The following is a 24,039-nucleotide window of genomic DNA, read 5'->3' as shown; positions in this document are numbered from 1 at the left end:
GTACGATCGGCCGATGACCACCTTGAACCGCTGCTCCTGGGCCAACGGCGACGACGCGCTCATGGCCCGCTACCACGACGAGGAATGGGGCGTGCCTCAGCGCGATGCGCGCATGCTGTGGGAGATGCTGATGCTGGAGGGCTTCCAGGCGGGCCTCTCCTGGCGGACCATCCTGCACAAGCGCGAAGCCTTCCGCGAGGCCTTTGCCGGCTTCGATCCGCGCAAGGTTGCGCGCTTCGACGAGAAGAAGGTCGCGAAGCTGCTGGAGAACCCCGGCATCATCCGCTCGCGCGCGAAGATCGAGGCCACCATTGCCGGCGCGAAGATCTACTGCGCCATGGAGAAACAGGGCGAGGACTTCGCCGACTTCTGCTGGTCCTTCACCGGCGGCCAGGTGATCCGCGGCGACGGCCGCAGCCTGCCAGTGAGCACGGAGAAGTCGGAAGAGATCTCCAAGGCGCTGAAGCAGCGCGGCTTCAAGTTCGTGGGGCCGGTGATCGTCTATGCGTGGATGCAGGCCGTGGGCATCGTCGACGACCACGCCGTCGGCTGCTTCCGCCGCGGCGCTGCCCGTTGAAGCTCAGCGCTGGACGCTTTCCACGCGTTCCGGCCGCACGCCGATGCCGACCAGCCGCGCCGGCAGCCGCCGCAGCCGCGGAAAGCGCTGCAGCAGGCGCAGCACGGCGGGCGGGTGGCCCGGCCCGCTCGTGTTGGCCAGCAAGGGCGAGAGCACCGTTTCCTGGATCGCGACCTGGGCGCGCTGCGTCACGCGCGCCGGCCAGTGCCTGCGCTGCTGCACCTTGTGCAGGTCCGCGCTGGTGAGCCTGCCCTCGCGCAGCGGCGCGGCCAGCAGGTTGGCCGCCGCCACGGCATCCTGGATCGCCAGGTTGATGCCGACTCCCCCCACCGGCGACATCGCGTGCGCGGCGTCCCCGATGCACAGCAGGCCGTCGCGGTACCAGCGCGGCAGGTCGGTGATCTGCACGCTCAGCAGCTTGATGTCGTCCCAGCCGGCCAGCGGCTGCAGTTCCGGTTCCAGGTAAGGCGCGATCGCCGCGATGCGCGCGCGGAAGCGCTCCAGGCCTTCGGCGCGCAGCGCATCGAGCGACCCCTTGGGGATGACGAAGGCGCACTGCCAGTAGGTCCCGCGATCCAGCATCACCAGCATCGCACCCGTGCGGATGATGCCGCCGGTGCGCGCCGGATGCCGTGCCGCATCGCGCGGCAGGCGGAACCAGAGCACGTCGATGGGCGCGCCGACATCGGTGGCCTGCAGGCCCGCGCTTTCGCGCACCGTGGTGTGTCGGCCATCGGCGGCGACCACGAGGTCGGCATCGATCCGCCAGCGGCCCTCGCCGTCGCTGCCCTCCAGCCCGGTGACGCGCTCGCCGGTGGTTACCACGGCCTCGGCCCGGCTGCCCATGCGCAGGTGGAAGTGCGGCAGCTCCCGCGCCTTGCGCGCCATGAAGTCCAGGAAGTCCCACTGCGGCACCAGCACCAGCATGTGGCGCGCCGCCGGCACGTGGCGGAAGTCCGCCATCGTGAAGATCTCGCCGTAGACGTCCGCCGTCAGTTCCAGCACTTCGTCGTGCGGCAGCGCGAGGAATTCGTCCAGCAGGCCGAGATCGTCCAGCACCGTCAGCGTGGAAGGGTGGATGGTGTCCCCGCGGAAGTCGCGCAGGAAGTCCGCGTGCTTCTCGAGCACGACCACGTCGACGCCGGCACGCGCCAGCAGGAAGCCCAGCATGATCCCGGCCGGTCCGCCGCCGGCAATGCAGCACTGCGTCGAGGTGGTCCTGTCGGTCATGGCGCGGAGGCCATCATGCGCCGAACACCTTGGAGAGCGCAAACGGCGTCGTCACCTCCAGCTGGTCGTACTTGCAGTCTTCGGCCGGCTTGTCGGCCCGCCAGCGCAGAAAGACCGCGGCGTGGCGGAAGCGGTCGCCTTGCAGGTGGTCGTACTTGACTTCCACCACGCGCTCGGGCCGCAGCGGCTCCCAGCCCAGGTCCTTGCCGCCGCTCCAGCGGCTCTGCGCGCCGGGCATGCGCTGGCCGCCTTCGCCTGCCTCGGCGCCGGCCCAGTCGCGCCAGGGGTGCTTGTCGACGCCGGTGCGCAGCGGCTCGAGTTCCCTGGCCAGCTCCTCGCGCATGGCCATGGTGAAGGACGAAGTCACGCCGACGTGGTGCAGCACGCCTTCGTTGTCGTAGAGGCCCAGCAGCAGCGAACCGACCGCGTCGTCGCGCTCCTTGTACCAGCGGAAGCCCGCCACCACGCAATCGGCGCTGCGCACGTGCTTGATCTTCAGCATCGCGCGCTTGGCCGGCTGGTAGGTCGCCGATTCGAGCTTGGCGATCACGCCGTCGAGGCCCGCGCCTTCGAACTTCTGCAGCCACTCTTCGGCCTGCGCGCGGTCGCGCGTCATCGGCGTGAGGTACAGCGGCGGCTTGGCCTTGGCCAGCAGGCGCTCCAGCCGCAGGCGGCGTTCAGCCTGCGGCAGCTCCATCGTCGACTTGCCGCCGGCGCCCAGCAGGTCGAAGGCCACGAAGCCGGCCGGCGTCTCCTTCGCAAGGCGCGCAATGCGCGAGGGCGCCGGATGGATGCGCTGTTGCAGGGCGTCGAAGTCCAGGCCGCGCTTGCCGGCCACGACGATCTCGCCATCGAGCACGCAGCCCTTGGGCAGCGCTTCCTGCAACGCCTTCTCCAGCTCTGGGAAGTAGCGGTTCAGCGGCCGCAAGTCACGGCTTTGCAGGTAGACCTGGTCGGCGCCGCGGAATACCAGGGCGCGGAAACCATCCCATTTGGGCTCGAACAGGTAGCCTTCGCCGGTGGGCAAGGCATCGGCGATCTTCGCCAGCATCGGTGCGATGGGGGCGGTGGGGAGGGCGGAGGACGGCATGTTGGCCTTTTTAACGGTTCCGGACGCTGCCGTGGGGTGATTGGCGCCCCGGGTCGCTTTGCCGGTAAAATCGGCGCAACCGAGGAGCGTTGCAGCGTCCATCACGGACGCGAGGCTCGGAATCTACATGCAACGACGCTCACCCACTCTTCCGTGCGGTGAGGAATCCCCCCGACTGGACCGAGTGGCTGACTCAAATCTGATTTGGAGCCATCAATGAACGCCGTTCTCAAGCCCGTCCCCACCCAGGACTGCGCCATCGCCGACCTGTCGCTCGCCGACTGGGGCCGCAAGGAAATCCGCATCGCCGAGACCGAGATGCCCGGCCTGATGGCCATCCGCTCGGAGTACGCCAAGAGCCAGCCGCTCAAGGGCGCGCGCATCACCGGCTCGCTGCACATGACGATCCAGACCGCGGTGCTGATCGAGACGCTGCAGGCCCTGGGCGCCACCGTGCGCTGGGCCTCGTGCAACATCTTCTCCACGCAGGACCACGCCGCTGCCGCCATCGCCGCGGGCGGCACACCGGTGTTCGCCGTCAAGGGCGAGTCGCTGGAAGACTACTGGGACTACACCCATCGCATCTTCGACTTCGGCGCCAAGGGCACGGAAGGCGAAGGCCCCAACATGATCCTGGACGACGGCGGCGATGCCACCCTGCTGATGCACCTGGGCCAGCGCGCCGAGAAGGACGCGTCGCTCGTCGCCGGCAACGGCAGCAGCGAGGAAGAGCGCATCCTGTTCGCCTCCATCCGCAGGAAGCTGGCCGAAGATTCGACCTGGTACAGCCGCAAGGCCGCGCAGATCGTCGGCGTGACCGAAGAGACCACCACCGGCGTGCACCGCCTGCAGGAGATGTCGAAGAAGGGCCTGCTCAAGTTCCGCGCCATCAACGTCAACGACTCCGTCACCAAGAGCAAGTTCGACAACCTGTACGGCTGCCGCGAGTCGCTGGTGGACGGCATCAAGCGCGCCACCGACGTCATGATCGCCGGCAAGGTCGCGGTCGTGGCCGGCTACGGCGACGTGGGCAAGGGTTCGGCCCAGGCCCTGCGCGCGCTGTCGGCGCAGGTGTGGGTCACCGAGATCGACCCCATCAACGCCCTGCAGGCCGCGATGGAAGGCTACCGCGTGGTGACCATGGAGTACGCCGCCGACAAGGCCGACATCTTCGTCACGACCACGGGCAACAAGGACGTGATCCGCCACGAGCACATGAAGGCCATGAAGGACCAGGCCATCGTCTGCAACATCGGCCACTTCGACAACGAGATCGACGTCGCCTCGCTCGAGAAGTACGAGTGGGACGAGATCAAGCCGCAGGTCGACCACGTGATCTTCCCGGACGGCAAGCGCATCATCCTGCTGGCCAAGGGCCGGCTGGTGAACCTGGGCTGCGGCACGGGCCACCCCAGCTACGTGATGTCCTCTTCGTTCGCGAACCAGACCATCGCCCAGATCGAGCTGTTCACCAAGCCGAACGACTACGAAGTGGGCCAGGTCTACGTGCTGCCCAAGCACCTGGACGAGAAGGTCGCGCGCCTGCAGCTGTCCAAGCTGGGCGCGCAGCTGACCGTGCTGACGGACGCGCAGGCCGCGTACATCGGCGTGGACAAGAACGGGCCGTACAAGCCCGATACCTACCGTTATTGATGGAAGTTCATGTCATCCCGGGCTTGACCCGGGATCCAGCCCTGCGGCCGAACAGGCACGGGAGCTGGATTGCGGGCCAGGCCCGCAATGACATCCTTCTTCACGATCCCCCCATGCGTGCCGACCAATTGCTCGTCGAACGCGGCCTGGCCGCCACGCGCTCGCAGGCGCAGCGGCTGATCGCGGCCGGCGTGCAGTGGTTCGACGGCAGCGCCTGGAAGCCCGTGGCCAAGAACGGCGACGAGCTGCCCGGCAGCGCGGAACTGCAGCTGCTGGACACCGCCGAGGCGCGCTACGTCTCGCGCGGCGGCCTGAAGCTGGAAGGCGCGCTGCGGACTGCGCAACTCGACGTCCAGGGCTGGAAATGCCTGGACGTCGGCCAGTCGACCGGCGGCTTCACCGACTGCCTGCTGCAGCATGGCGCGGCCCGGGTGACCGGCGTCGACGTCGGCCACGGCCAGCTGCACGGGAAGCTGCGGGGCGATGCGCGGGTGGTGGCCATCGAGAAGCTGAATGCGCGGGAGCTGAGCGCGGAGCAGGTCGGGGCGGAGTTCGACCTGGTGACCGGCGACCTGTCCTTCATCTCGCTGACGCTGGTGCTGCCCGCGCTGGCGCCGCTGCTCAAATCGGGCGGCCACCTGCTGGTGCTGGCCAAGCCGCAGTTCGAACTGCAGCCGGGGCAAGTCGGCAAGGGCGGCGTGGTGCGCGATGCGTCGCTGTACGCGCAGGTGGAGCAGCGCTTGCGCGCTGCCTGTGAATCGCTCGGCTTGCCGGTGCGCGGGTGGTACGACAGTCCCATTGCCGGCGGTGATGGCAACCGGGAGTTCTTTTTGCATGCCCAGAGGAGCGATTGATGCTTCCCTTGAGTCTTGAATTCTTCCCGCCGAAAACGGCGGAAGGCAGCGACAAGCTGCGCGCCGCGCGCAAGCAGCTGTACGCGCTGCGCCCCGAGTTCTGCTCGGTCACTTTCGGCGCCGGCGGCTCCACGCAGAGCGGCACCTTCGGCGCGGTCAGCGAGATCCTGGCCGAAGGCGTGGAAGCGGCTTCGCATTTCAGCTGCATAGGCGCGACGCGCGCCAAGGTGCGCGACCAGCTCGCGCAGCTGAAGGCCATGAACGTGAAGCGCATCGTGGCCCTGCGCGGCGACATGCCCAGCGGCTACGGCATGGGCGGCGAGTTCCAGTACGCCAGCGAGCTGGTGGAGTTCATCCGCGCGGAGACGGGCCGGACCTTCCGCATCGAGGTGGCCTGCTATCCCGAGGTGCACCCGCAGGCGAAGTCGCCGCAGTCCGACCTGCAGGCCTTCGCGGCCAAGGCGAAAGCCGGGGCGGACTCGGCCATCACGCAGTACTTCTACAACGCCGACTCCTATTTCCGCTTCGTCGACGAGGCGCACAAGCTGGGCATCGCGCTGCCGGTGGTGCCGGGCATCATGCCGATCACCAACTCCAGCCAGCTGCTGCGCTTCTCCGACGCCTGCGGCGCCGAAGTGCCGCGCTGGATCCGGCTGCGGCTGCAAAGCTTCGGCGACGACACGGCGTCGATCAAGGCCTTCGGCCTCGACGTGGTGAGCGCGCTGTGCGAGCAACTGCAGCGCGGCGGCGCGCCGGGGCTGCACTTCTACACGATGAACCAGGCGGGGCCGACGCTGGCCTTGTGCCAGCGCCTGGGATGAGGCGGCTTCCCGCTCTCCTGCTGGCACTGGCGGCGGCGTGGCCGCTGGCGGGGCTTGCCGACGAGGCACCCGAGCCCGTCATCGGCGAGCGCGGGCTGGCTTCCTGGTACGGCGCGCGCTTCCACGGCAAGCGCACGGCGAGCGGTGCGCGCTTCGACATGCATGCCCTCACCGCCGCCCATCCCAGCCTGCCGTTCGGGACGCGGGTGCTGGTGCGCAACCTGGCGACCGGCCGCACGGTCGAAGTGCGCATCACCGACCGCGGGCCGCACCTGCGCCAGCGCATCATCGACCTGAGCCACGCCGCCGCCCGGGCCATCGGCCTGGGCCGCGGCCGCGGGACGGCGCAGGTCAGCCTGACCGTGCTGGACGCTACTTCTTCAGATCCGTCTTCCGCTCGATGATGCGGCCGACCAGGCCGTAGTCGATCGCTTCCTCGGCCGACAGCCAGCGGTCGCGCTCGATGTCTTCCAGCACGCCATCCAGCGGGCGGCCGGTCTCGCGCGCGATGGTGCGGGCGATGCGCTCGCGCGCCTTGATGATTTCCTGCGCGTGGATCGCGATGTCGCTGGCCGGTCCGCCCGCGCCGCCGGAGGGCTGGTGGATCAGGAAGCGGGTGTTGGGCGTGCAGAAGCGCCGCTCCTTGGGCACCGACAGGTAGAGGTGCGTCGCCGCGCTGCCGACCCAGCCGGTGCCGATCATGTTCACCGGCGCCTGGATGAAGCGGATCATGTCGTGGATGGCGTCGCCGGACTCCAGGTGGCCGCCGGGCGAGCTCAGGATCATGTCGATCGGCGCGTGCGATTCGGCGTCGAGCGCGATCAGGCGGCGCGCGATGTCGCTGGCCGACTGGTCGCTGACGGCGCCGAACAGCATCACGGTGCGCGACTTGAACGCCTTTTCCTCGAGGAAGGCATTGCGCGGCTCTCCGGTTGCCGCGGGGGTATCGGGATCGGGATGTTCCATGGTGGGGCCTCGTGTCATGGCCGCATGATGCACCAAACCCCGCTTCAGCCGCCGGACTCCACGACCTGTCCCTGGCCGCGACCGCGCCCCAGCACTTCCACCAGCTGCGGCAGCACCTCCTGCAGCGGCGCCTTGAGCGTGTGCGGCGGGTTGATGAGGAACACGCCGCTGGCGGTCAGGCCTTGCCGCATCGGCTGCTCGCCGGGCGTATGGGTCTTGGCCCGCTCGGGCGCCTGCCCGATGTTGAGCGTGGCGTGCAGCCAGGGCTTGCCGGCCTGGTTGGCCAGCGTCTTCAGCCGGCGCGGCAACTCGTGCGCTTCCGGCCGCGGGATCACCGGGTACCAGACCATGTAGGTGCCGGTTGCGAACTTCTTGAGCGACTCCTGGATGCAGGCGGCCACGCGCCCGTAGTCGTTCTTGATCTCGTAGCTGGGGTCGATCAGCACCAGGCCGCGGCGCGAGGGCGGCGGGATCAGCGCGCGCAGGCCCTCGAAGCCGTCTTCCCGCTTGACCGCCACCATGCGGTGGTCCTCGATCTGGGCCACGTGGTCGGCCAGCGCCTTGCTGTCGGTGGGGTGCAGCTCGAACAGCCACAGCTTGTCACGCGGGTCCTGCCGCAGCAGGGCCTGGGTGACGAAGGGCGAGCCGGGGTAGATCTTCTTCTTGCCCGACGGATTGAAGCTGGCGACCAGCTCCAGGTAGTCGGCCAGCAGCGGCGGCGGCTCGGCCGCCAGCGGGCTGGCCCACAATTTCACAATCCCGTCCTGGGCCTCGCCGGAGGTGCCGGCAAAATCGGAGTCCAGGCGGTAGAGGCCGGCGCCGGCGTGGGTGTCGACCACCGTCACGGCGGTCGGCTTGGCCGTCAGGTGCTTCAGGACCGCGATCAGCACCATGTGCTTGAGGACGTCGGCGTGGTTGCCGGCATGGAAGCCGTGGCGGTAGCTGAACATCCGCGGATGGTACCCCTCGGCAAGCCCTGGATCCCCGCCGGAGCCTGCCCCGGCGTAGGCCGGGGCGGGGATGACGACTTACGGCTATAATGCCGGGTTCCGCAGCGCTTAGTGGCCCCGCGACGGAACTGAAAACCCCACCTAAGAGATCCCCGCCAGAGGGAAACCGACCGTGGAAAAGGGCCCGCCAAACTTACTCGAAAGTCTTCAATGACCACTGTCAGCGCCAAGCCCGCTGACGTGAAGCACGAGTGGTTTGTGATTGACGCCACCGACAAGGTGCTCGGACGGGTAGCCAGCGAAGCTGCCCTCCGACTGCGCGGCAAGCACAAGGCCATTTACACGCCTCACGTCGATACCGGCGACTTCATCGTCGTCATCAACGCCTCCAAGCTCCGTGTCACGGGCGCCAAGGAGACGGACAAGGTCTACTACCGCCACACCGGCTATCCGGGCGGCATCCGCCAGCAGACCTTCAAGGAAATGCAGGCCAAGCATCCCGGCCGCGCGCTCGAGAAGGCCGTCAAGGGCATGCTGCCCAAGGGTCCCCTGGGCTACGCCATGATCAAGAAGCTGAAGGTTTACGGTGGCGGCGAACATCCGCACACCGCCCAGCAGCCGAAGCCGCTGGAAATCTAAGGAGCTATTGATGATTGGTGAATGGAACAACGGCACCGGCCGTCGCAAATCCAGCGTCGCCCGCGTGTTCCTGAAGAAGGGCTCCGGCAAGATCACGGTCAACGGCAAGGACATCCAGGAGTTCTTCGGCCGCCAGACCTCGATCATGATCGCCAAGCAGCCGTTGGTGCTGACCAACAACGCTGAAGCGTTCGACATCCAGTGCAACGTGCACGGCGGCGGCGAATCCGGCCAGGCCGGCGCGGTCCGCCACGGCATCACGCGCGCCCTGATCGACTACGACGCGGCCCTCAAGCCCCAGCTGTCCGCAGCCGGCTTCGTGACCCGCGACGCTCGCGAAGTGGAACGGAAGAAGGTCGGCCTGCACTCTGCTCGCCGCCGCAAGCAGTTCTCGAAGCGCTAAGCTTCCCCCGACGACGGCCTACGGGTTGTCGTCCGACACAAAGCCGCACAAGTCAAGACTTGCTGCGGCTTTGTTCTTTGTGCAGCATCCTCATCCATGCGTTTCAAGCTGCTCAGGCGTAGGCTGACCATCAGCGCACCGCGGATGAAGGTGCGCAGCGCCATGCCCTGGCCCCTGCAATGGGCCGCTGCCGCCATCGTGCTGGGTTTCTGCGGCGCCATCGCCCTGTGGACCTTCGAGCTGGGCAAGGGCCTGGCCGGCGTCGACAACACCGACAAGGAAGAACTCGAACAGCTGCGCCTGGACGCCGCCAAGCTGCGCGGCGACCGCGACCGGCTGCAATCCATCCTGAACACGTCCGGCAGCGCGATGCTGGTGGAGCGCTCCGCCCAGGAGCGCCTGGCCAACCAGATCCGCGTGCTCGAGACCGAGAACCGCGCCCTGCGCGAGGACCTGGGCTTCTTCGAGAAGCTCATGCCCGCCAGCGGCACCGAAGCCGTCACCATCCGCGGCCTGCAGGCCGAGGTGCTGTCCGGCACCCAGCTGAAGTGGCAGGTGCTGGTGATCCAGCCGGTGAAGAACGCGCCCGAATTCCGGGGCAAGCTGGAGCTCAACGTGTCCGGCACCCTGGACGGAAAGCCCTGGATGATGGGCCTGCCGGGGGGGCCGCAAGCCCTTCAGTTCCGCCAATACCGCCGTCTGGAGGGAATGGTCGATCTGCCGCCCCAGGCCGTGGTAAAAAATGTTTCCGCCCGGGTGGTGGAAGGGTCGGTCAGCCGGGCCCAGCAGAACGTTTCCTTGTAAGTCGAAAAAGTCGTCAGGAGAATCCAGCATGTTCGGTAAGAAAGCCCAGCCTCCCATCAAGAGCCTGATCGCGCAGGGAACGCGCATCGAAGGCAACATGAAATTCAACGAAGGCCTGCGCGTCGACGGCGAGGTCTACGGCGACATCCAGGCCACCTCCGAGGAGAACAGCCTGCTGGTGATCTCCGAGGCGGCCATCGTGCACGGCGCCATCGTCGCCGACCACGTGATCATCAACGGCACCGTGCGCGGCCCGGTCCACGCCCGCGAGCTGCTCGAATTGCAGCCCAAGGCCCGGATCGAAGGCGACGTTTCCTATATCGCCCTGGAAATGCACCAGGGCGCCACCATCTCCGGTCAACTGCGGCCGCTGCTGGCCAACGGAGCCGCCGGCGAGGAAGAAAAGCCCTTACTCAAGCTGGCAGCAAAGAGCGCCTGAGAGCGGCTGGCCGCCGCCTGGCGTACCATTGGTGGCAAGACCTGAGGAAATCCACATGAGCGCTGTTGCCGAAAACGTCTCGACCGATATGCCCGCCCCGCTGCTGTTCACCGACAGCGCCGCGGCCAAGGTCGCCGATCTCATCGCCGAAGAGGGCAATCCGGACCTCAAGCTGCGCGTGTTCGTCCAGGGTGGCGGCTGCTCGGGCTTCCAGTACGGCTTCACCTTCGACGAGATCACCAACGACGACGACACCGTGATGACCAAGAACGGCGTCTCGCTGCTGATCGACGCGATGAGCTACCAGTACCTGGTGGGCGCCGAGATCGACTACAAGGAAGACCTGCAGGGCGCGCAGTTCGTGATCAAGAACCCGAACGCAACCACCACCTGCGGCTGCGGTTCGAGCTTCTCGGCCTGATCAGGCCGGGTAGATTCCCCCCAACACACGGGCGCCATGGGCGCCCGTTGTGCTTGTGAGCTCCAGTTTTTCGCCGCGCACGGCCTTGCGCGCCAGCCAGGCGAAGGCGGCGGCCTCGACCTGCATGGGCGGGATGCCGTGGTCGCCGCTGGAACTCACCCTGGCACCCGGCAGCAAGGCCTGCAGCCGCCGCATCAGGTGGCCGTTCAGCGCGCCGCCGCCGCAGACGATCAGTTCTTCCAGCTGCGGCGCATGCCGCTTGGCCTCGCTGGCAATCGCTCGCGCGGTGAGCTCGGTCAGCGTGGCCTGCACATCCACCGGCGCCAGGTGGCGGAAGGACTGCAGGTGCGCCTCCAGCCAGGGGCGGTTGAACAGGTCGCGGCCGGTGCTCTTGGGCGGCGGCAGGGCGAAGTAGGGCTCGGCCAGCAGGCGGGCCAGCAGTGGGTCCTGCACGTGGCCGGAGGCGGCCCAGCGGCCGTCGTCGTCGTAGGGCGCGCCCGTGTGCTGCGCGCACCAGTCGTCCATCAACGCATTGCCGGGGCCGCAGTCGAAACCGCGCATGCTGCCGTCGGCGCGCAGCAGCGTGATGTTGGAGATGCCGCCGATGTTCAGCACCCCGACGGCGTGGCCCGAGCGGCCGAACACCTCCTGGTGGAAGAAGGGCGCGAGCGGCGCGCCCTGGCCGCCGGCGGCGACGTCGCGGCTGCGGAAGTCGGCCACCACTTCGATGCCGCTCAGCTCCGCCAGCAAGGCCGGTTGGGCGAGCTGGATCGTGTAGCCGGTGCCGTCGAACTGCTGGGGCCGGTGCCGCACGGTCTGGCCGTGGGCGCCGATCGCCTGTACCGCCGATGCCGGCAGTTGCGCATGCGCGAGCAGGGCATGCACCACGTCGGCATAGACGCGCATCAGCGCATTGCCGGCCAGCCAGGCGCGATGCAGTTCGTCCGGGCCCGAGGTGTTGAGCGCCATCAGTTCCGCGCGCAGGCCATCCGGGAAGGGGGCGCTGGCGTGCTGCAGGACCTGCGGGCGGCCGGTGGAGAAGCCGGCCAGCACGCCGTCGACACCGTCCATGGAGGTGCCGGACATGAGGCCGATGAAGAGGTCGCGCATGGGGGAATGGTATCCCCAAGGCTTGTCATCCCGGCCTGGAGCCGGGATCCAGTGTCAGCGCGCGGAAGCCAGCTGCGGCGCGTTCATCGTCACCGCGGCCAGTTGCGCCCGCAGCGACTCCGCCGCCTTGTCGAAGGCCGGACGCGCCGCTGCCGACAGGGTGGCCGGCTGGCTCTGGCGCGCCACTTCGATCGGGTCGCGCTGGCGGCCGTTCTCGCGGAATTCGAAGTGCAGGTGCGGGCCGGTGGCCCAGCCCGTGGCGCCGACGGCGCCGACCACCTGGCCGCGCTGCACCGGCTGGCCCAGGCGCACGTCGACCCGGCTCAGGTGGGCGTACACCGTGGTGTCGCCCTTGCCATGGTCGATCTGCACCACGTTGCCGTAGCCGTTCATGCGGCCGGCGTAGTCCACCCGGCCTTCGCCGACGCTGCGCACCGGCGTGCCGGTGGGCGCGCCGTAGTCGACGCCGTTGTGCTGGATCCAGGTGTGCAGGATCGGGTGGAAGCGCATCTTGAAGCTGCTCGTCACCCGCGACACGGCCAGGGGCGACGCCAGGAAGGCGCGCTCCAGGCTCTGGCCCTGGAAGTTGTAGTAGCCGCCCCGCTGGCCCGGCTCCTGGAACCACATGGCGTCCAGGCGGCGGCCGGCGTTGGTGAAGTCGGCGGAGATGACGCGGCCGGTGCGCAGCGGCTCGCCGTCGGCTTCCAGCGTCTCGTAGACCACGGCGAACTGGTCGCCGACGCGCAGGCCGCGGTGGAAGTCGATGGTGCCGGAGAACACTTCGACCAGCTGGCTGGTCACGGCATCGGGGATCCCGGCGTCGTCGACGGCGGCATAGAGCGAGGTGCGGACCACGCCGGTGCCGACGCGCAGCGATGCGGTCAGCGGCGCGACCTCGATGCGCGAGGCGAACTTGCCGTCGGCCTGGCGCTCGACCACGAGCCGCTTGAACTTGGTCGGGTCCTCGAAGGACCAGCGAACCGTGAGGCGGGACAGGTTGCGGTTGTCGGTGGCCTCGACGCTGATGGTGCGGCCGGTGACGGCCAGCAGCTGCTGGCGGGCGGCCGGGTCCTGGCGCAGGAAGGTGGCGGCGACGGGGTCGTTGATGCCCAGGCGGCCCAACAGCGAATCGACGGAATCGGCCTTGCGGACCGTGTCGCTGCTGTAGAGGCTGAAACGGTGGCCGTCGAGGGCTTCGACCTGCGCGTCCAGCGGCAGCGTCTCCACGTGTTCCAATACCTCACGGACCGGAAGCAGGGACGGGTCGGGGCCGAGCGAGGCGACGGCGTAGGCGCCGCCACCGCCGCACAGCAGCAGCGCGGCCACGACGGCCGTGATTTGCCGGGGGTGGTGCTCCAGCGTGCGCTTGGCGCGCGACGCGAGCTGCTCCCCGGCACTGATCAGACTCTTCAAAACGGGATCCCCTCTCCGCGATGTCGTTGTTCGTCCTACACCGCGGTAGGTCGTCGCCCACGTCGCCTGGAGAAACCGGCTGGCAACGGGACGGGAAGAAAACGGGTGGCAACTTACAATCGGCAGCTGCCCGGCGAGCCCGCATTGTAGCCAACCTCAGCGGCCCGGCATCTGTAAAACTCCTTATGAATCAAGAGCTTGTTACAAAAAAATGGCCCGTGACCGACGCCGCGCGGGCGGCCCTGGCGGTCACTTTGCGGGGCTGCGAGGAGTTGATCCCGCAGGAGGACTGGCTGCAGAAACTGGCCCGTTCCGAGGCAACCGGGGTGCCTTTGCGCATCAAGTTCGGCCTGGACCCGACCGCGCCGGACATCCACCTGGGCCACACGGTCGTGTTCAGCAAGATGAAACAGCTGCAGGACCTGGGGCACCTGGTCATTCCGCTGATCGGTGACTTCACGACGACGATCGGCGACCCGTCCGGCCGCAACAGCACCCGCCCGCCCCTCACCCGGGAGCAGATCGAGGCCAACGCCAAGACCTATTTCGACCAGCTGCGCACCGTTTTGGACGTGGACAAGGCCGAGGTTCGCTACAACAGCGAGTGGAGCGACCCCCTGGGCGCCCGCGGGATGATCCAGCTGGCGGCCAAGTACACGGTGGCCCGGATGATGGAGCGCAACGACTTCCACGAGCGCTTCAAGAGCGGCACCTCGATCTCGGTGCACGAATTCCTGTACCCGCTGATGCAGGGCTACGACTCCGTCGCGCTCAAGAGCGACCTGGAACTCGGCGGCACCGACCAGAAGTTCAACCTGCTCATGGGCCGGCACCTTCAGGCCGAGTACGGCCAGGAGCCGCAGTGCATCCTGACCATGCCGCTGCTGGAGGGGCTGGACGGCGTCGAGAAGATGTCGAAGAGCAAGAACAACTACATCGGCGTGACCGAGGAGGCGAACACCATGTTCGCCAAGGTCATGTCGATCAGCGACGTGCTGATGTGGCGCTGGTTCACGCTGCTGAGCGCGCTGAGCACCGAAGCGATCGAGAAGCTCAAGGCCGAAGTGGCCGGCGGCCGCAATCCGCGCGATGCGAAGGTCATGCTGGCCAAGGAGATCACCGCGCGCTTCCACAGCACGCAGGCCGCCGACGCGGCGGAGCAGGACTTCGTCAACCGCAGCAAGGGCGGCGTGCCGGACGAGATCCCCGAGGTCGCGCTTTCGGGCGCGCCGCTGGGGATCGCTCAGTTGTTGAAGCAGGCCAACCTGGCGCCTTCCACCAGCGAGGCAAACCGCCTGATCGAAGGCGGCGGCGTGCGGGTGGATTCGAGCGTGGTCAGCGACAAGGGGCTGAAGCTGGAAGCCGGCACGTATGTCGTGCAGGTGGGCAAGCGGAAGTTTGCGCGCGTCACGTTGGCGTGAGGGGCAGCCGCGGTTCGGCTTCGCGCTCACCACGGCCTAACGGACGGCCCCGTAGGCCGTGGTGAGCCTTGCGAACCGCGGCTTTCCCCGCGTTCCGTATGCCGGGGTGGCAACCCCGGCTGCCCACGGATGCAAATTACGGCGCCGGCGTCGCCAGCGGCTTCCCCTTCTCCACCACATACACCCCGACCAGCTTGATCGGCGCGGCGCTCGCGTTGTGCGCGTCATGCACGACCCCGGCCGGAATCACGAACGACTCGCCCGCCTTCACGGTGCGCGGCGGCTGGCCGTCGACCAGCAGCAGCGCCTCGCCTTCCAGGATGTAGCTGATCTCCTCGCCCGGATGCGTGTGCCGGCCCGCCTTGGCGCCCGGCGCCACTTCGACGCGCGCGATCACGGCTTCGTAGCCCGGCGCCGAGAGGTCGTGCTTGCCCAGCATCGTGCGGGTGAGGCCCGAAGCCTGGGCGAAGAGGGTGCCGGCGGCGACGGTGAGGGCGGCGGCGAAGAGGGTGAGACGATGAGTACGCATTGCGAGTCCTCCGAGAGAGGAGCAAATGCTAGCCAGCGGTCGGCTTCAGGCGCTCGGGGCCTACCCGGGGTGGCTTTTTTATACAAGAGACATACAATCCACAAAATGATCACCAACATCGACATCGACGAAGCGCTCGTCGCACAGGCGATGGAGGTCTCTGGCGCTCGCACCAAGCGGGAGGTGGTCGACCGTGCCCTACGCGAGCTGGTTGCGCGCGCAAAGCGGCCGCGATTCCGGGACTTTCTGGGCGTGGGAGATATCGATCCGACCTACGATCCGAAGGCGTCGTCACCTGAGGAGTTCGGCAGGTATCGCGTCGAACAGGTACGCGCCGCATACAAGGTGGCCGCCAGGCCCTCCAGCAAGAAGACGCCGACTCGGCGCAAAACCTGATGCTGCTCGTCGATTCCTCGGTCTGGATCGATCGCTCCCTGGGCGTGGATACCCAAGGCACCCGATTTGTCGACGAGCGAGATGGTCAAGAGGACATTGCCGTCACAGGCATCATCTACCAAGAGGTGTTGCAGGGCGCCCGCAGCGATCGAGGCTTCGAAGCACTGCGGGACATGCTGTCCACCATGGTGCTGTTGGAACCGCGGGAGCTTTCCACGTACGAAATCGCAGCCATCCTGCATCGGCGCGCGCGGCGCGTGGGATTCACCATCCGCAAGCCTGACGACTGTCTGATCGCTGCAGTTGCACTGGAGCACGGTGCGCTGCTGGTGCACAACGACCGGGATTTCATCGCGTTGGCCCAGGTCGAGCCGGCGCTGATGATCTATCCCGGCCGCCCGCACTAACGCGCGCCCGCCGCCTCCAGCATCGCCACCATCTCCTTGTAGCCGCGCGCCTGCGCCAGCTGCAGCGGCGTGCGTCCGGTGCGATCGGCGAGCTGCAGGTTCGCCTTCGCCGCAACCAGCGCCTGCAAGGTGCGCTGGTGCCGCGGCCCGCCGTCGCCCAGCACGATGGACTCGATCACCGCCGTCCAGTGCAGGTTGTTCACGTGGTCCAGCGGTGCACCCGCGGCGATCAATTGGCGCACCACGCCGTCGTGCCCCAGGTGCGCCGCGGCGATCAGCGCGGTGCCGTCGTAGCGGCTCGTGACCTGCTTCGCGCTGGCGCCCAGCGAGAGCAGCAGCTTCAGCGTCGCTTCGTCGTCGGCCACCGAGGCGATGGTGACGCCGTCGTAGCGGTCGCTTTCCAGCAGGTCCAGCTTCGCGCCGGCCTTGGCCAGGGCTTCGATCGCGCCGCGCTGCTTCGCGAACGTGGCCACGTGCAGCGGCGTGCGGCCGTAGCCGTCGCGTGCATTGAGGTCGGCGCCGCCGGCGGCCAGCCTGGCGATGCGCGTGGCATCGCCCGCGTGCGCGGCGGCATGCAGGCCCTGGTACTGCGCGGCCTCGGCCGGCGTGGGGCCGACCTGCGCCTGTGCGGCGCCGGCCAGGGCCAGCGCGAGGGCCAGCACGATGGTCTTCACTTCAGCTGCTCCTTGACCTGGTCCAGCGCCGCCACCGCGCACTGCTCGTCGAGGTGGCCGCCGGGGGCGCCGCCGACACCGACCGCGCCGATGGTCTCGTTGCCCACCTTGATCGGCACGCCGCCGCCCAGCAGCAGGAAGCCGGGGATGTGCACCAGGTTGGCGGCGGCCGGGTTTTTCTGCGCGCCTTCCATCATGGCCAGCGTGTTGTTCTTGGCCGAGGCGGAGGTGAAGGCCTTGTCGTAGCTGGCCGCCAGCGTGTGCGGGCCGGCATTGTCGGCGCGCTGCACGGCACGGATGCCGCCGGCGCGGTCGACGACGGTCGCGGCCACGGCGTAGCCGTTGGCGGAGCAGGCGGCGACGGTGGCCGCGGCGATCTGGTTGGCCAGGGCCAGCGAGACGTTGCGCTCGGTGCGCACGCCTTGCGCTTGCGCGGCGGCAGCGGTGGCGGTGAGGGTCAGGGCGATCAGGAAGCGGTTCATTCGTGAGGTCTCCGTGGTTGGTGGGAGAACTGTAGGAATCCGCGTCCGGATTGGACATTCGTGCGGCTACGCGCGGGGTTCCGTAGTTTTACGGAGCGACTCGACCGGTCACGCGCCGTCCACCAGGCTCGCATAACGCCGGATCAACTGCGCCAGCGACTCCGCCTGCAGCTTCGCGAACAGGTTCGCGCGATGGGTTTCCACCGTGCGCGGCGACAGCGTCAGCGCGCGCCCGATCTCCTTGTTGGTCAGCCCCTCGACGATCAGGCCCAGCACCTCGCGCTCGCGCTCCGACAGCTGCGCATAGCGCTCGCGCGCCTGCTGGTCGGCCGCGAGCCGCTCGCGCGAACGCACGTGCTGGCGCACGGCGTTCTGCAGCGCCTCCAGCAGCAGCTCGTCGTCCACCGGTTTTTCCAGGAACTCCGCGGCGCCGGACTTGAACGCGCGCCGGCACATGTCCACGGTGCCGTGGCCCGTCAGCATGATCACCGGCTGGTCGACCCCTTGCGCGAGCAGCGTCTCGAGCACCGCCAGCCCGCTGATGCCCGGCATGCGCACGTCGAGCACGATCGCGCCGATGTCGCCGCGCGGGAACTCGCGCAGGAAGGCCTGCGGGTCGCTCCAGCCTTGCACGCGCAGGCCGACGGTGGAGATCAGCAACGCGAGGCTGCTGCGCACGGCCTCGTCGTCGTCGACCAGGTGGATCAGCGGGGACAGCGTCGCGCTCATGTTGCGGGCGCCAGCGGCAGGCGCAAGGTGAAGGCCGCGCCGCGCGGCGTGCGCGGCTGCACGCCGAGTTGTCCGCCCATGGCGGCGGCCAGGCTTTCGCACAGGCTGAGGCCGAGGCCGAGCCCCTGCTCGCGCGTGCTGAAGAACGGTTCGAAGATGCGCGGCAGCAACTCCGGCGGAATGCCCGGGCCGCTGTCGTCCACGGTGAGCGCACCTTGTCCCTGGTCGGCCTGCAGCCGCACCGACAGGCTGCGTTCGCCGGCCGGCACCTGGTCCAGCGCCTGCAAGGCATTGGTCAGCAGGTTGTGGATGATCTGTTCCAGCGCGACCGGCTCGGCCTGCACGGCCAGCGAGGGCGTCGTGCTTTCGAGCCGCGGCGCGACCTGGCGCTTGGCGAACTCGGGCTCCAGCAGGTACAGCGCATTGCGCACGGCCTGTTCCAGCAGCACCGGCTGCAAGGCGGCGCCCTGGCCCGGGCGCTCGATGCCGCGCCGCAGCCGCCCCAGCACTTCGCTGGCGCGCTTGGCCTGGTCGCCGGCCTGCCGCATCGCGTCGCGCGCGGTGGCCAGGTCGGGCGGCTCGTCCTCCAGCAGGCGCCGCGCGGCCTGCGTGTTGGCCAGCACCGCCGTCAGCGGCTGGTTCAATTCGTGCGCGAGGCCGGCGGCCAGTTCGCCCAGGGAGTTCAGGCGGGCGACCTGGCCGAGCCGCAGCAATTCCTCGGCGCGTTGCCGCTCGGCTCGCTGGCGCCGCAGCCATTGCCATGCCGCCACCAGCAGGGCCATCGCGGCCGCCCAGGACAGCATCCAGCGCCAGGGCAGTTCGTTCCAGCCGACGACGCGCAGGGCGGCCACGTCGAAAGGCTGGCTGTCGGCGGCCAGGTGCTTGTGGAATTCATAGCGCCAGCCGGTGCCGGGGTCGCGTCCGGGCTGGAGCAGGTAATGCTGGCCGGCGTGTTCCACGCTCACGCGCACCGGGCTTTGCTGCGGCGCCATCGGCCACTCGCTCCAGGGCACGACGGCGCGCAGGTCCATCGTGAGCGCGAAGCTCGCCGGCGCCCCCGCCAGCAGCAAGCGATAGCGGGCTGCGGCCAGGTCGGCATCGACCAGCACGGCGCGTTTCAAGCTGCGCGATTCGGCTTCGGCGGCGGCCAGCGCGGGTTCCGGCCAGGCGTCCTCGCCGTCGCGGCGCTGCACCGCCAGGATCTGCGGATAGAGCGCGGGCAGGCGCTTCTCGGCGCCGGCGGCGGCCGAAGGTTGCAGCAGTGCCAGCGTCGCCAGCACGGCGTCGTGCTGCACGGCGCGCTGGCTCAGCAGCCGGTGCGCGATGCGGGCATCGGTCTCGAAGGCTTCGCGCAGCCGGCCCAGTTCGGCACGGGCCAGCAGCACGCATCCGGCCGCCGTCAGGACGAACCACAGGGCGATTGCCAGGCCTTGCTGGCCGGTCGGGCGGCGCATGGCGCGGATTCTGGCATGCGGCCTGTCGCACAATCGGCGCCATGTCGCTTGCCCATGCCGCCAGCCGCCTGCAGCCCGAGACGCTGCTGCGCTGGTCCATTGCCGTTGCCATCGTCACGATCGCCATGAAGACCCTGGCCTGGTGGCTGACCGGTTCGGTCGGCCTCGCCTCGGATGCGATGGAGTCGCTCGTCAACCTGGCCAGCGCCGCCTTCGCGCTCGTGATGGTGAAGATCGCCCAGCGGCCCGCCGACGAGGACCATCCTTACGGCCACCACAAGGCGGAGTATTTCTCCTCCGGCTTCGAAGGCATGATGATCTTCATCGCCGCCGCGGCCATCCTGTGGGCCGCGCTGCTGCGCCTGCGGGCGCCGCAGCCGCTGGAGCAGCTGGGCGTCGGCATGGTTCTGTCGGTCCTGAGCTCCGCGCTGAACGGCGGACTGGCGTGGCTGATGTTGCAGTCGGCCCGCGAACATCGTTCGATGGCCCTCGATGGCGACGCGCGCCACCTGATGACGGATGTCTGGACCTCCGCCGGCGTCGTGGTCGGCGTGGGCCTGGCGGCCGCGACCGGCTGGCTCTGGCTGGACCCGGTGGTGGCGATCGGCGTCGCCGCCAACATCCTGCGCGAAGGCGTGTCGCTGATGTGGCGCTCCACCGAGGGCCTGATGGACCGCGCCCTGGAGCCCGACGTGCTGGCCGAGATCGACAAGACGCTGGCGCAGTTCAAGCACCGCACCATCCGCTTCGATCACGTCTCCTCGCGCCGCTCGGGACGCCGCCGCTTCGTCGACCTGCACATGCACATGCCGGCCAACGTGTCCCTGGGCCGCGCGGCCGCCTTGCGCGCCTCGGTGGAGCAGGCCTTGATGAGCGCGGTGCCCGGCCTGCGGGCGACCATCCAGCTGCTGCCGAACAACGTGGAGCCGCACTTCGATGACGAAGAGGACCTGATCTGATGCTGGCCGTGGTGCAGCGGGTGCGCGAGGCGCGCGTCGAAGTGGCGGGGCGCGTGACGGGCGCGATCGATCAGGGCTTGCTGGTGCTGGTCTGCGCCGAACGGGGCGACAGCGAGGTGCAGGCGGACAAGCTGCTGGCCAAGCTGCTGAAGCTGCGCATCTTCAGCGACGAGGCCGGCAAGATGAACCGCAGCGTGCAGGACGTCGCGGGCGGCCTGCTGGTGGTGAGCCAGTTCACGCTGGCCGCGGACGTGAGCGGCGGCAACCGGCCGAGTTTCACCAATGCGGCCGCGCCGGAGGAAGGGCGGCGGCTGTACGACTATTTCGTGGAGAAAGCACGCGGGCAGCATCCGGTCGTGGCGACCGGGGAGTTCGCGGAGGACATGCAGGTGCACCTGGTGAACGATGGGCCGGTGACGATTCCGATGACCGTCAAATGATGTCATTGCGGGCTTGACCCGCAATCCATCTCCCGGAGCTCGTTCGGCCGCGGAAGATGGATCCCGGGTCGAGCCCGGGATGACAAGCGCGCGGGGACTAGTAAGGGTTGGCGATGCCGAGCGCGGCAAGGAGAAGGATCTCCACCGCCTCCATCTCCATGGCCTCGCGCTCGCCCCGCTCGTGGTCGTAACCCTGCGCATGCAAGGTCCCGTGCACCAGCAAATGCGCGTAATGCTCTTCCAGCGACTTGCCCTGTTCCCTCGCCTCGCGCTCCACCACCGGACCGCACAGCACCAGGTCCGCCGACACCACCGGCTGCTGCGCATAGTCGAAGGTCAGCACGTTGGTCGCGTAATCCTTGCGGCGGTACTGGCGGTTCAAGGCGCGCCCTTCGTCCTCGCCCACGATGCGCACGGAGATCTCGCCCGGATTCTTCAGCGCGATCGCCATCCAGCGCTTCACTCGCGCCTTGGTGAGCAGGGCCCGATGCGCGGCGACGCCCGGAAACTCGCCGAACTGCAGTGCCAGGTCGAGCGTCATCGCTCTTTGGCGCGCGCGGCGTCGTAGGCGTCGACGATGCGCGCCACCAACGGGTGCCGCACGACGTCCGCGCTCGTGAATCGCGTGTGGGCGATGCCCTTCACGCGCTTGAGGATGTGCTCCGCCTCCACGAGTCCCGACAGCGCGCCCTTGGGCAGGTCGATCTGGCTCACGTCGCCGGTGACCACGGCCTTGCTGCCGAAGCCGATGCGCGTGAGGAACATCTTCATCTGTTCCGGGGTGGTGTTCTGCGCCTCGTCGAGGATCACGAAGGCGTTGCTCAGGGTGCGGCCGCGCATGAAGGCCAGCGGCGCGATCTCCAGCGCGTTGCGCTCGAAGGCCTTGGCCACGCGGTCGAATCCCATCAGCTCGTAGAGGGCGTCGTACAGCGGCCGCAGGTAAGGGTCGACCTTCTGCGAGAGGTCGCCCGGCAGGAAGCCCAGCTTCTCGCCCGCCTCCACCGCGGGACGCGTCAGCACGATGCGCTGCACCGCGTTGCGCTCCAGCGCGTCGACGGCGCAGGCGACCGCCAGGTAGGTCTTGCCGGTGCCGGCGGGACCGATGCCGAAGGTGATGTCGTGGCCGGCGATGTTGTCCAGATAGACGCTCTGGTTGGCCGTGCGCGCCTTCAGGTCGCTGCGCCGCGTGTGCAGCACCAGCGACCCGTCGTCGTCCTCGGACAGCGGCGCGTCGCCGGCCACCATCAGCTGCACGCGATCGCGGGGAATGCTGCGGCCCGCCGTCTCGTACAGCGCCTGCAGCACGTTCATCGCGCGTTCCGCCTTCGCCTTGGGTCCCTCGACGCGGAAGTGCTCCTGCCGGTGCCCGATGCGCACCTGCAGCGCCTGCTCGATGGTGCGCAGGTGTTCGTCCATGGGCCCGCACAGGTGGCCGAGGCGGTTGTTGTTCAGGGGCGTGAATGCGTGACGCAGAATCAAAGTGATAATCCCCAGGAAGGGACCGCAATGATAGGCAAATTGACGGGGACGCTGAGCGACAAGAATCCGCCGCAGGTGCTGGTGGACTGCAACGGCGTCGGCTACGAGGTGGATGTGCCCATGAGCACGTTCTTCAACCTGCCGGGCCTGGGCGAGAAGGTCACGCTGCTGACCCACTTCGTGGTGCGCGAGGACGCGCAGATCCTCTACGGCTTCGGCTCGCCCGGCGAGCGCGCGGCGTTCCGCGAACTGATCAAGATTTCGGGCGTCGGACCGCGCACGGCGCTGTCGGTGCTGAGCGGCATGAGCGTGGGCGACATCGCGCAGGCGGTGACGGCGCAGGATGCCGGCCGCCTGGTGAAGGTGCCCGGCATCGGCAAGAAGACCGCCGAACGCCTGCTGCTGGAATTGAAGGGCAAGATCGGCGCCGACCTCGGCCTGCCCGGGGGCGGCACGCCGGTCACCGACCACCAGGGCGACATCCTGCAGGCGCTGGTCGGCCTGGGCTACAGCGACAAGGAGGCGCAGGCCGCGCTCAAGTCCTTGCCCAAGGACATCGGCGTGAGTGAAGGCATCAAGCAGGCGCTGAAGGCACTGGTGAGATGAGCATCCAGACCGACGATTTCGCTCCGCCGCCGCCCAAGCGCGTGGTCTCCGCCGCGCCCGCATCGCCGCAGGAAGAAGCGCTGGAACGCGCGCTGCGACCCAAGGGCCTGAAGGAATACGTCGGCCAGGCCAAGACGCGCGAGCAGCTGGAGATCTTCATCGGCGCGGCCCGCAAGCGCGGCGAGGCGCTCGACCACGTGCTGCTGTTCGGCCCGCCGGGCCTGGGCAAGACCACGCTGTCGCACATCATCGCCCACGAGCTGGGTGTGAACCTGCGCCAGACCTCCGGCCCCGTGCTGGAAAAGCCCAAGGACCTGGCGGCGCTGCTGACCAACCTGGAAAAGAACGACGTCCTCTTCATCGACGAGATCCATCGCCTGTCGCCGGTGGTGGAGGAAATCCTCTACCCCGCGCTGGAGGACTACCAGATCGACATCATGATCGGCGAAGGCCCCGCGGCGCGATCGATCAAGCTGGACCTGCAGCCCTTCACGCTGGTGGGCGCCACCACGCGCGCCGGCATGCTGACCAATCCGCTGCGCGACCGCTTCGGCATCGTCGCGCGGCTGGAGTTCTACACGCCCGAGGAGCTGACCCGCATCGTGCATCGCAGCGCCGGCCTGCTGAAGGCGCCGATCGACGAGCAGGGCGCGAGCGAGATCGCGCGCCGTTCGCGCGGCACGCCCCGCATCGCCAACCGCCTGCTGCGCCGCGTGCGCGACTACGCCGACGTCAAGGGCAGCGGCAAGATCGACCACGGCATCGCGCAGAAGGCGCTGGCCATGCTGGACGTGGATCCGCAGGGCTTCGACGTCATGGACCGCAAGCTGCTGGAGGCGGTGATCCATCGCTTCGACGGCGGGCCGGTGGGGCTGGACAACGTCGCGGCTTCCATCGGCGAAGAGCGCGACACCATCGAGGACGTGATCGAGCCCTACCTGATCCAGCAGGGCTACCTGCAGCGCACGCCGCGCGGCCGCATCGCGACGATGGCTGCGTACCGGCACCTGGGCGTGGTGCCGCCTTCGCGCGGGACGGAGCTGTTCGACGGGGCCTGACGGCCCGAGTTGCGTAGATACAACGCCGGAAGAGA

At 68.6% G+C, this 24,039-nt stretch carries 30 protein-coding genes and 1 riboswitch; of the genes, 17 read left to right on the top strand and 13 right to left on the bottom strand.

Annotation, left to right across the window (positions count from 1 at the left end; translation table 11 throughout):
* The first annotated feature begins 13 nt into the window (after positions 1-13).
* Positions 14-577 (top strand): DNA-3-methyladenine glycosylase I, encoded by a 564-nt coding sequence (locus LZ009_RS01290; RefSeq protein ID WP_275696069.1) that lies wholly within the window; start codon positions 14-16, stop codon positions 575-577.
* Positions 578-580: 3 nt separating this feature from the next.
* On the opposite strand, the gene LZ009_RS01285 is transcribed toward LZ009_RS01290, so the two are convergent.
* Positions 581-1,807 carry an FAD-dependent oxidoreductase gene (locus LZ009_RS01285; protein WP_275696068.1) on the bottom strand — a complete coding sequence of 409 codons (1,227 nt, stop codon included), beginning with the start codon at positions 1,805-1,807 and terminating at the stop codon, positions 581-583.
* A 13-nt stretch (positions 1,808-1,820) separates the two neighbouring features.
* Positions 1,821-2,897: an ATP-dependent DNA ligase gene (locus LZ009_RS01280; protein WP_275696067.1), complete on the bottom strand. Its 1,077-nt coding sequence runs from the start codon at positions 2,895-2,897 to the stop codon at positions 1,821-1,823.
* A 76-nt stretch (positions 2,898-2,973) separates the two neighbouring features.
* A riboswitch (S-adenosyl-L-homocysteine riboswitch) is annotated at positions 2,974-3,045 on the top strand.
* A gap of 68 nt (positions 3,046-3,113) precedes the next feature.
* Between LZ009_RS01280 and ahcY the strand changes: the two genes are divergently transcribed.
* From ahcY to LZ009_RS01260, 4 genes are all read left to right on the top strand, one after another.
* Positions 3,114-4,550 carry an adenosylhomocysteinase gene (gene ahcY, locus LZ009_RS01275; RefSeq protein WP_275696066.1) on the top strand — a complete coding sequence of 479 codons (1,437 nt, stop codon included), beginning with the start codon at positions 3,114-3,116 and terminating at the stop codon, positions 4,548-4,550.
* Between the two features lie 113 nt (positions 4,551-4,663).
* A complete protein-coding gene (locus LZ009_RS01270) occupies positions 4,664-5,404 on the top strand; it encodes a TlyA family RNA methyltransferase (RefSeq protein WP_275696065.1) in 741 nt (246 codons plus the stop codon).
* Positions 5,401-6,225, top strand: a complete 825-nt coding sequence (gene metF, locus LZ009_RS01265) for a methylenetetrahydrofolate reductase [NAD(P)H] (RefSeq protein WP_275696064.1) — start codon at positions 5,401-5,403, stop codon at positions 6,223-6,225. The genes LZ009_RS01270 and metF overlap by 4 nt, the downstream gene beginning before the upstream one ends.
* Entirely contained in the window at positions 6,222-6,629 is a 408-nt protein-coding gene (locus LZ009_RS01260; RefSeq protein ID WP_430300178.1) for a septal ring lytic transglycosylase RlpA family protein, read from the top strand. The genes metF and LZ009_RS01260 overlap by 4 nt, the downstream gene beginning before the upstream one ends.
* Here the strand turns inward: LZ009_RS01260 and LZ009_RS01255 are convergent.
* Positions 6,598-7,191: an ATP-dependent Clp protease proteolytic subunit gene (locus tag LZ009_RS01255; RefSeq protein ID WP_275697092.1), complete on the bottom strand. Its 594-nt coding sequence runs from the start codon at positions 7,189-7,191 to the stop codon at positions 6,598-6,600. The genes LZ009_RS01260 and LZ009_RS01255 overlap by 32 nt on opposite strands.
* Before the next feature lie 44 nt (positions 7,192-7,235).
* Positions 7,236-8,141 carry a 23S rRNA (adenine(2030)-N(6))-methyltransferase RlmJ gene (locus LZ009_RS01250; protein ID WP_275696063.1) on the bottom strand — a complete coding sequence of 302 codons (906 nt, stop codon included), beginning with the start codon at positions 8,139-8,141 and terminating at the stop codon, positions 7,236-7,238.
* Positions 8,142-8,351: 210 nt separating this feature from the next.
* Between LZ009_RS01250 and rplM the strand changes: the two genes are divergently transcribed.
* From rplM to erpA, 5 genes are all read left to right on the top strand, one after another.
* Complete coding sequence (gene rplM, locus LZ009_RS01245; protein ID WP_275696062.1) at positions 8,352-8,780, top strand: 50S ribosomal protein L13; 429 nt, start codon at positions 8,352-8,354, stop codon at positions 8,778-8,780.
* 10 nt (positions 8,781-8,790) lie between these two features.
* Entirely contained in the window at positions 8,791-9,183 is a 393-nt protein-coding gene (rpsI, locus tag LZ009_RS01240; RefSeq protein WP_275696061.1) for a 30S ribosomal protein S9, read from the top strand.
* Between the two features lie 96 nt (positions 9,184-9,279).
* A complete protein-coding gene (locus tag LZ009_RS01235) occupies positions 9,280-9,987 on the top strand; it encodes a DUF6776 family protein (protein ID WP_275696060.1) in 708 nt (235 codons plus the stop codon).
* 28 nt (positions 9,988-10,015) lie between these two features.
* Entirely contained in the window at positions 10,016-10,426 is a 411-nt protein-coding gene (locus LZ009_RS01230) for a bactofilin family protein (protein WP_275696059.1), read from the top strand.
* A gap of 55 nt (positions 10,427-10,481) precedes the next feature.
* On the top strand, positions 10,482-10,847 hold the full coding sequence (gene erpA, locus LZ009_RS01225) for an iron-sulfur cluster insertion protein ErpA (RefSeq protein WP_275696058.1): 366 nt from the start codon (positions 10,482-10,484) through the stop codon (positions 10,845-10,847).
* On the opposite strand, the gene LZ009_RS01220 is transcribed toward erpA, so the two are convergent.
* A complete protein-coding gene (locus LZ009_RS01220; protein WP_275696057.1) occupies positions 10,848-11,957 on the bottom strand; it encodes an anhydro-N-acetylmuramic acid kinase in 1,110 nt (369 codons plus the stop codon). It lies immediately after the preceding gene.
* Positions 11,958-12,011: 54 nt separating this feature from the next.
* Positions 12,012-13,370, bottom strand: a complete 1,359-nt coding sequence (locus LZ009_RS01215; RefSeq protein ID WP_275696056.1) for a M23 family metallopeptidase — start codon at positions 13,368-13,370, stop codon at positions 12,012-12,014.
* Between the two features lie 185 nt (positions 13,371-13,555).
* Here LZ009_RS01215 and tyrS point away from each other — a divergent pair, with 185 nt between their 5' ends.
* Entirely contained in the window at positions 13,556-14,791 is a 1,236-nt protein-coding gene (gene tyrS, locus LZ009_RS01210) for a tyrosine--tRNA ligase (RefSeq protein ID WP_275696055.1), read from the top strand.
* 136 nt (positions 14,792-14,927) lie between these two features.
* Here tyrS and LZ009_RS01205 read toward each other — a convergent pair whose 3' ends face one another.
* Positions 14,928-15,320 (bottom strand): cupin domain-containing protein, encoded by a 393-nt coding sequence (locus LZ009_RS01205; protein ID WP_275696054.1) that lies wholly within the window; start codon positions 15,318-15,320, stop codon positions 14,928-14,930.
* 105 nt (positions 15,321-15,425) lie between these two features.
* Here LZ009_RS01205 and LZ009_RS01200 point away from each other — a divergent pair, with 105 nt between their 5' ends.
* Both LZ009_RS01200 and vapC read left to right on the top strand, forming a co-directional pair.
* Positions 15,426-15,716 carry a type II toxin-antitoxin system VapB family antitoxin gene (locus LZ009_RS01200; RefSeq protein ID WP_275696053.1) on the top strand — a complete coding sequence of 97 codons (291 nt, stop codon included), beginning with the start codon at positions 15,426-15,428 and terminating at the stop codon, positions 15,714-15,716.
* A complete protein-coding gene (gene vapC, locus LZ009_RS01195) occupies positions 15,716-16,123 on the top strand; it encodes a type II toxin-antitoxin system VapC family toxin (protein ID WP_275696052.1) in 408 nt (135 codons plus the stop codon). The genes LZ009_RS01200 and vapC overlap by 1 nt, the downstream gene beginning before the upstream one ends.
* Here the strand turns inward: vapC and LZ009_RS01190 are convergent.
* The 4 genes from LZ009_RS01190 to LZ009_RS01175 form a co-directional block, all read right to left on the bottom strand.
* Positions 16,120-16,797, bottom strand: a complete 678-nt coding sequence (locus LZ009_RS01190; RefSeq protein ID WP_275696051.1) for an ankyrin repeat domain-containing protein — start codon at positions 16,795-16,797, stop codon at positions 16,120-16,122. The two genes, vapC and LZ009_RS01190, sit on opposite strands and share 4 nt — an antisense overlap.
* Entirely contained in the window at positions 16,794-17,279 is a 486-nt protein-coding gene (locus LZ009_RS01185) for a GlcG/HbpS family heme-binding protein (RefSeq protein WP_275696050.1), read from the bottom strand. Before LZ009_RS01185 ends, LZ009_RS01190 begins: the two co-directional genes overlap by 4 nt.
* Positions 17,280-17,387: 108 nt before the next feature.
* The gene (locus LZ009_RS01180; RefSeq protein ID WP_275696049.1) at positions 17,388-18,008 is read right to left on the bottom strand and encodes a response regulator transcription factor; all 621 of its coding nucleotides are present in this window, start codon (positions 18,006-18,008) and stop codon (positions 17,388-17,390) included.
* Positions 18,005-19,462 carry a sensor histidine kinase gene (locus tag LZ009_RS01175; protein WP_275696048.1) on the bottom strand — a complete coding sequence of 486 codons (1,458 nt, stop codon included), beginning with the start codon at positions 19,460-19,462 and terminating at the stop codon, positions 18,005-18,007. Before LZ009_RS01175 ends, LZ009_RS01180 begins: the two co-directional genes overlap by 4 nt.
* Before the next feature lie 41 nt (positions 19,463-19,503).
* On the opposite strand from LZ009_RS01175, the gene LZ009_RS01170 reads away from it, so the two are divergent.
* Positions 19,504-20,421, top strand: a complete 918-nt coding sequence (locus LZ009_RS01170; RefSeq protein ID WP_275696047.1) for a cation diffusion facilitator family transporter — start codon at positions 19,504-19,506, stop codon at positions 20,419-20,421.
* Positions 20,421-20,861, top strand: coding sequence for a D-aminoacyl-tRNA deacylase (gene dtd, locus LZ009_RS01165; RefSeq protein ID WP_275696046.1), 441 nt, complete (start codon positions 20,421-20,423; stop codon positions 20,859-20,861). Before LZ009_RS01170 ends, dtd begins: the two co-directional genes overlap by 1 nt.
* Before the next feature lie 97 nt (positions 20,862-20,958).
* Here dtd and ybeY read toward each other — a convergent pair whose 3' ends face one another.
* Positions 20,959-21,402, bottom strand: a complete 444-nt coding sequence (gene ybeY, locus LZ009_RS01160) for an rRNA maturation RNase YbeY (RefSeq protein WP_275696045.1) — start codon at positions 21,400-21,402, stop codon at positions 20,959-20,961.
* Positions 21,399-22,340: a PhoH family protein gene (locus LZ009_RS01155; protein ID WP_275696044.1), complete on the bottom strand. Its 942-nt coding sequence runs from the start codon at positions 22,338-22,340 to the stop codon at positions 21,399-21,401. Before LZ009_RS01155 ends, ybeY begins: the two co-directional genes overlap by 4 nt.
* Before the next feature lie 27 nt (positions 22,341-22,367).
* Between LZ009_RS01155 and ruvA the strand changes: the two genes are divergently transcribed.
* Positions 22,368-22,946, top strand: a complete 579-nt coding sequence (gene ruvA / locus LZ009_RS01150; protein WP_275696043.1) for a Holliday junction branch migration protein RuvA — start codon at positions 22,368-22,370, stop codon at positions 22,944-22,946.
* Positions 22,943-24,004 carry a Holliday junction branch migration DNA helicase RuvB gene (gene ruvB, locus LZ009_RS01145; protein ID WP_275696042.1) on the top strand — a complete coding sequence of 354 codons (1,062 nt, stop codon included), beginning with the start codon at positions 22,943-22,945 and terminating at the stop codon, positions 24,002-24,004. The genes ruvA and ruvB overlap by 4 nt, the downstream gene beginning before the upstream one ends.
* The last annotated feature ends 35 nt before the right edge of the window (positions 24,005-24,039 follow it).

Origin of the sequence: Ramlibacter paludis (assembly GCF_022012305.1) — a bacterium.
Lineage (GTDB): Bacteria > Pseudomonadota > Gammaproteobacteria > Burkholderiales > Burkholderiaceae_C > Ramlibacter > Ramlibacter paludis.
This window is presented reverse-complemented; position numbering and strand designations above follow the sequence as displayed.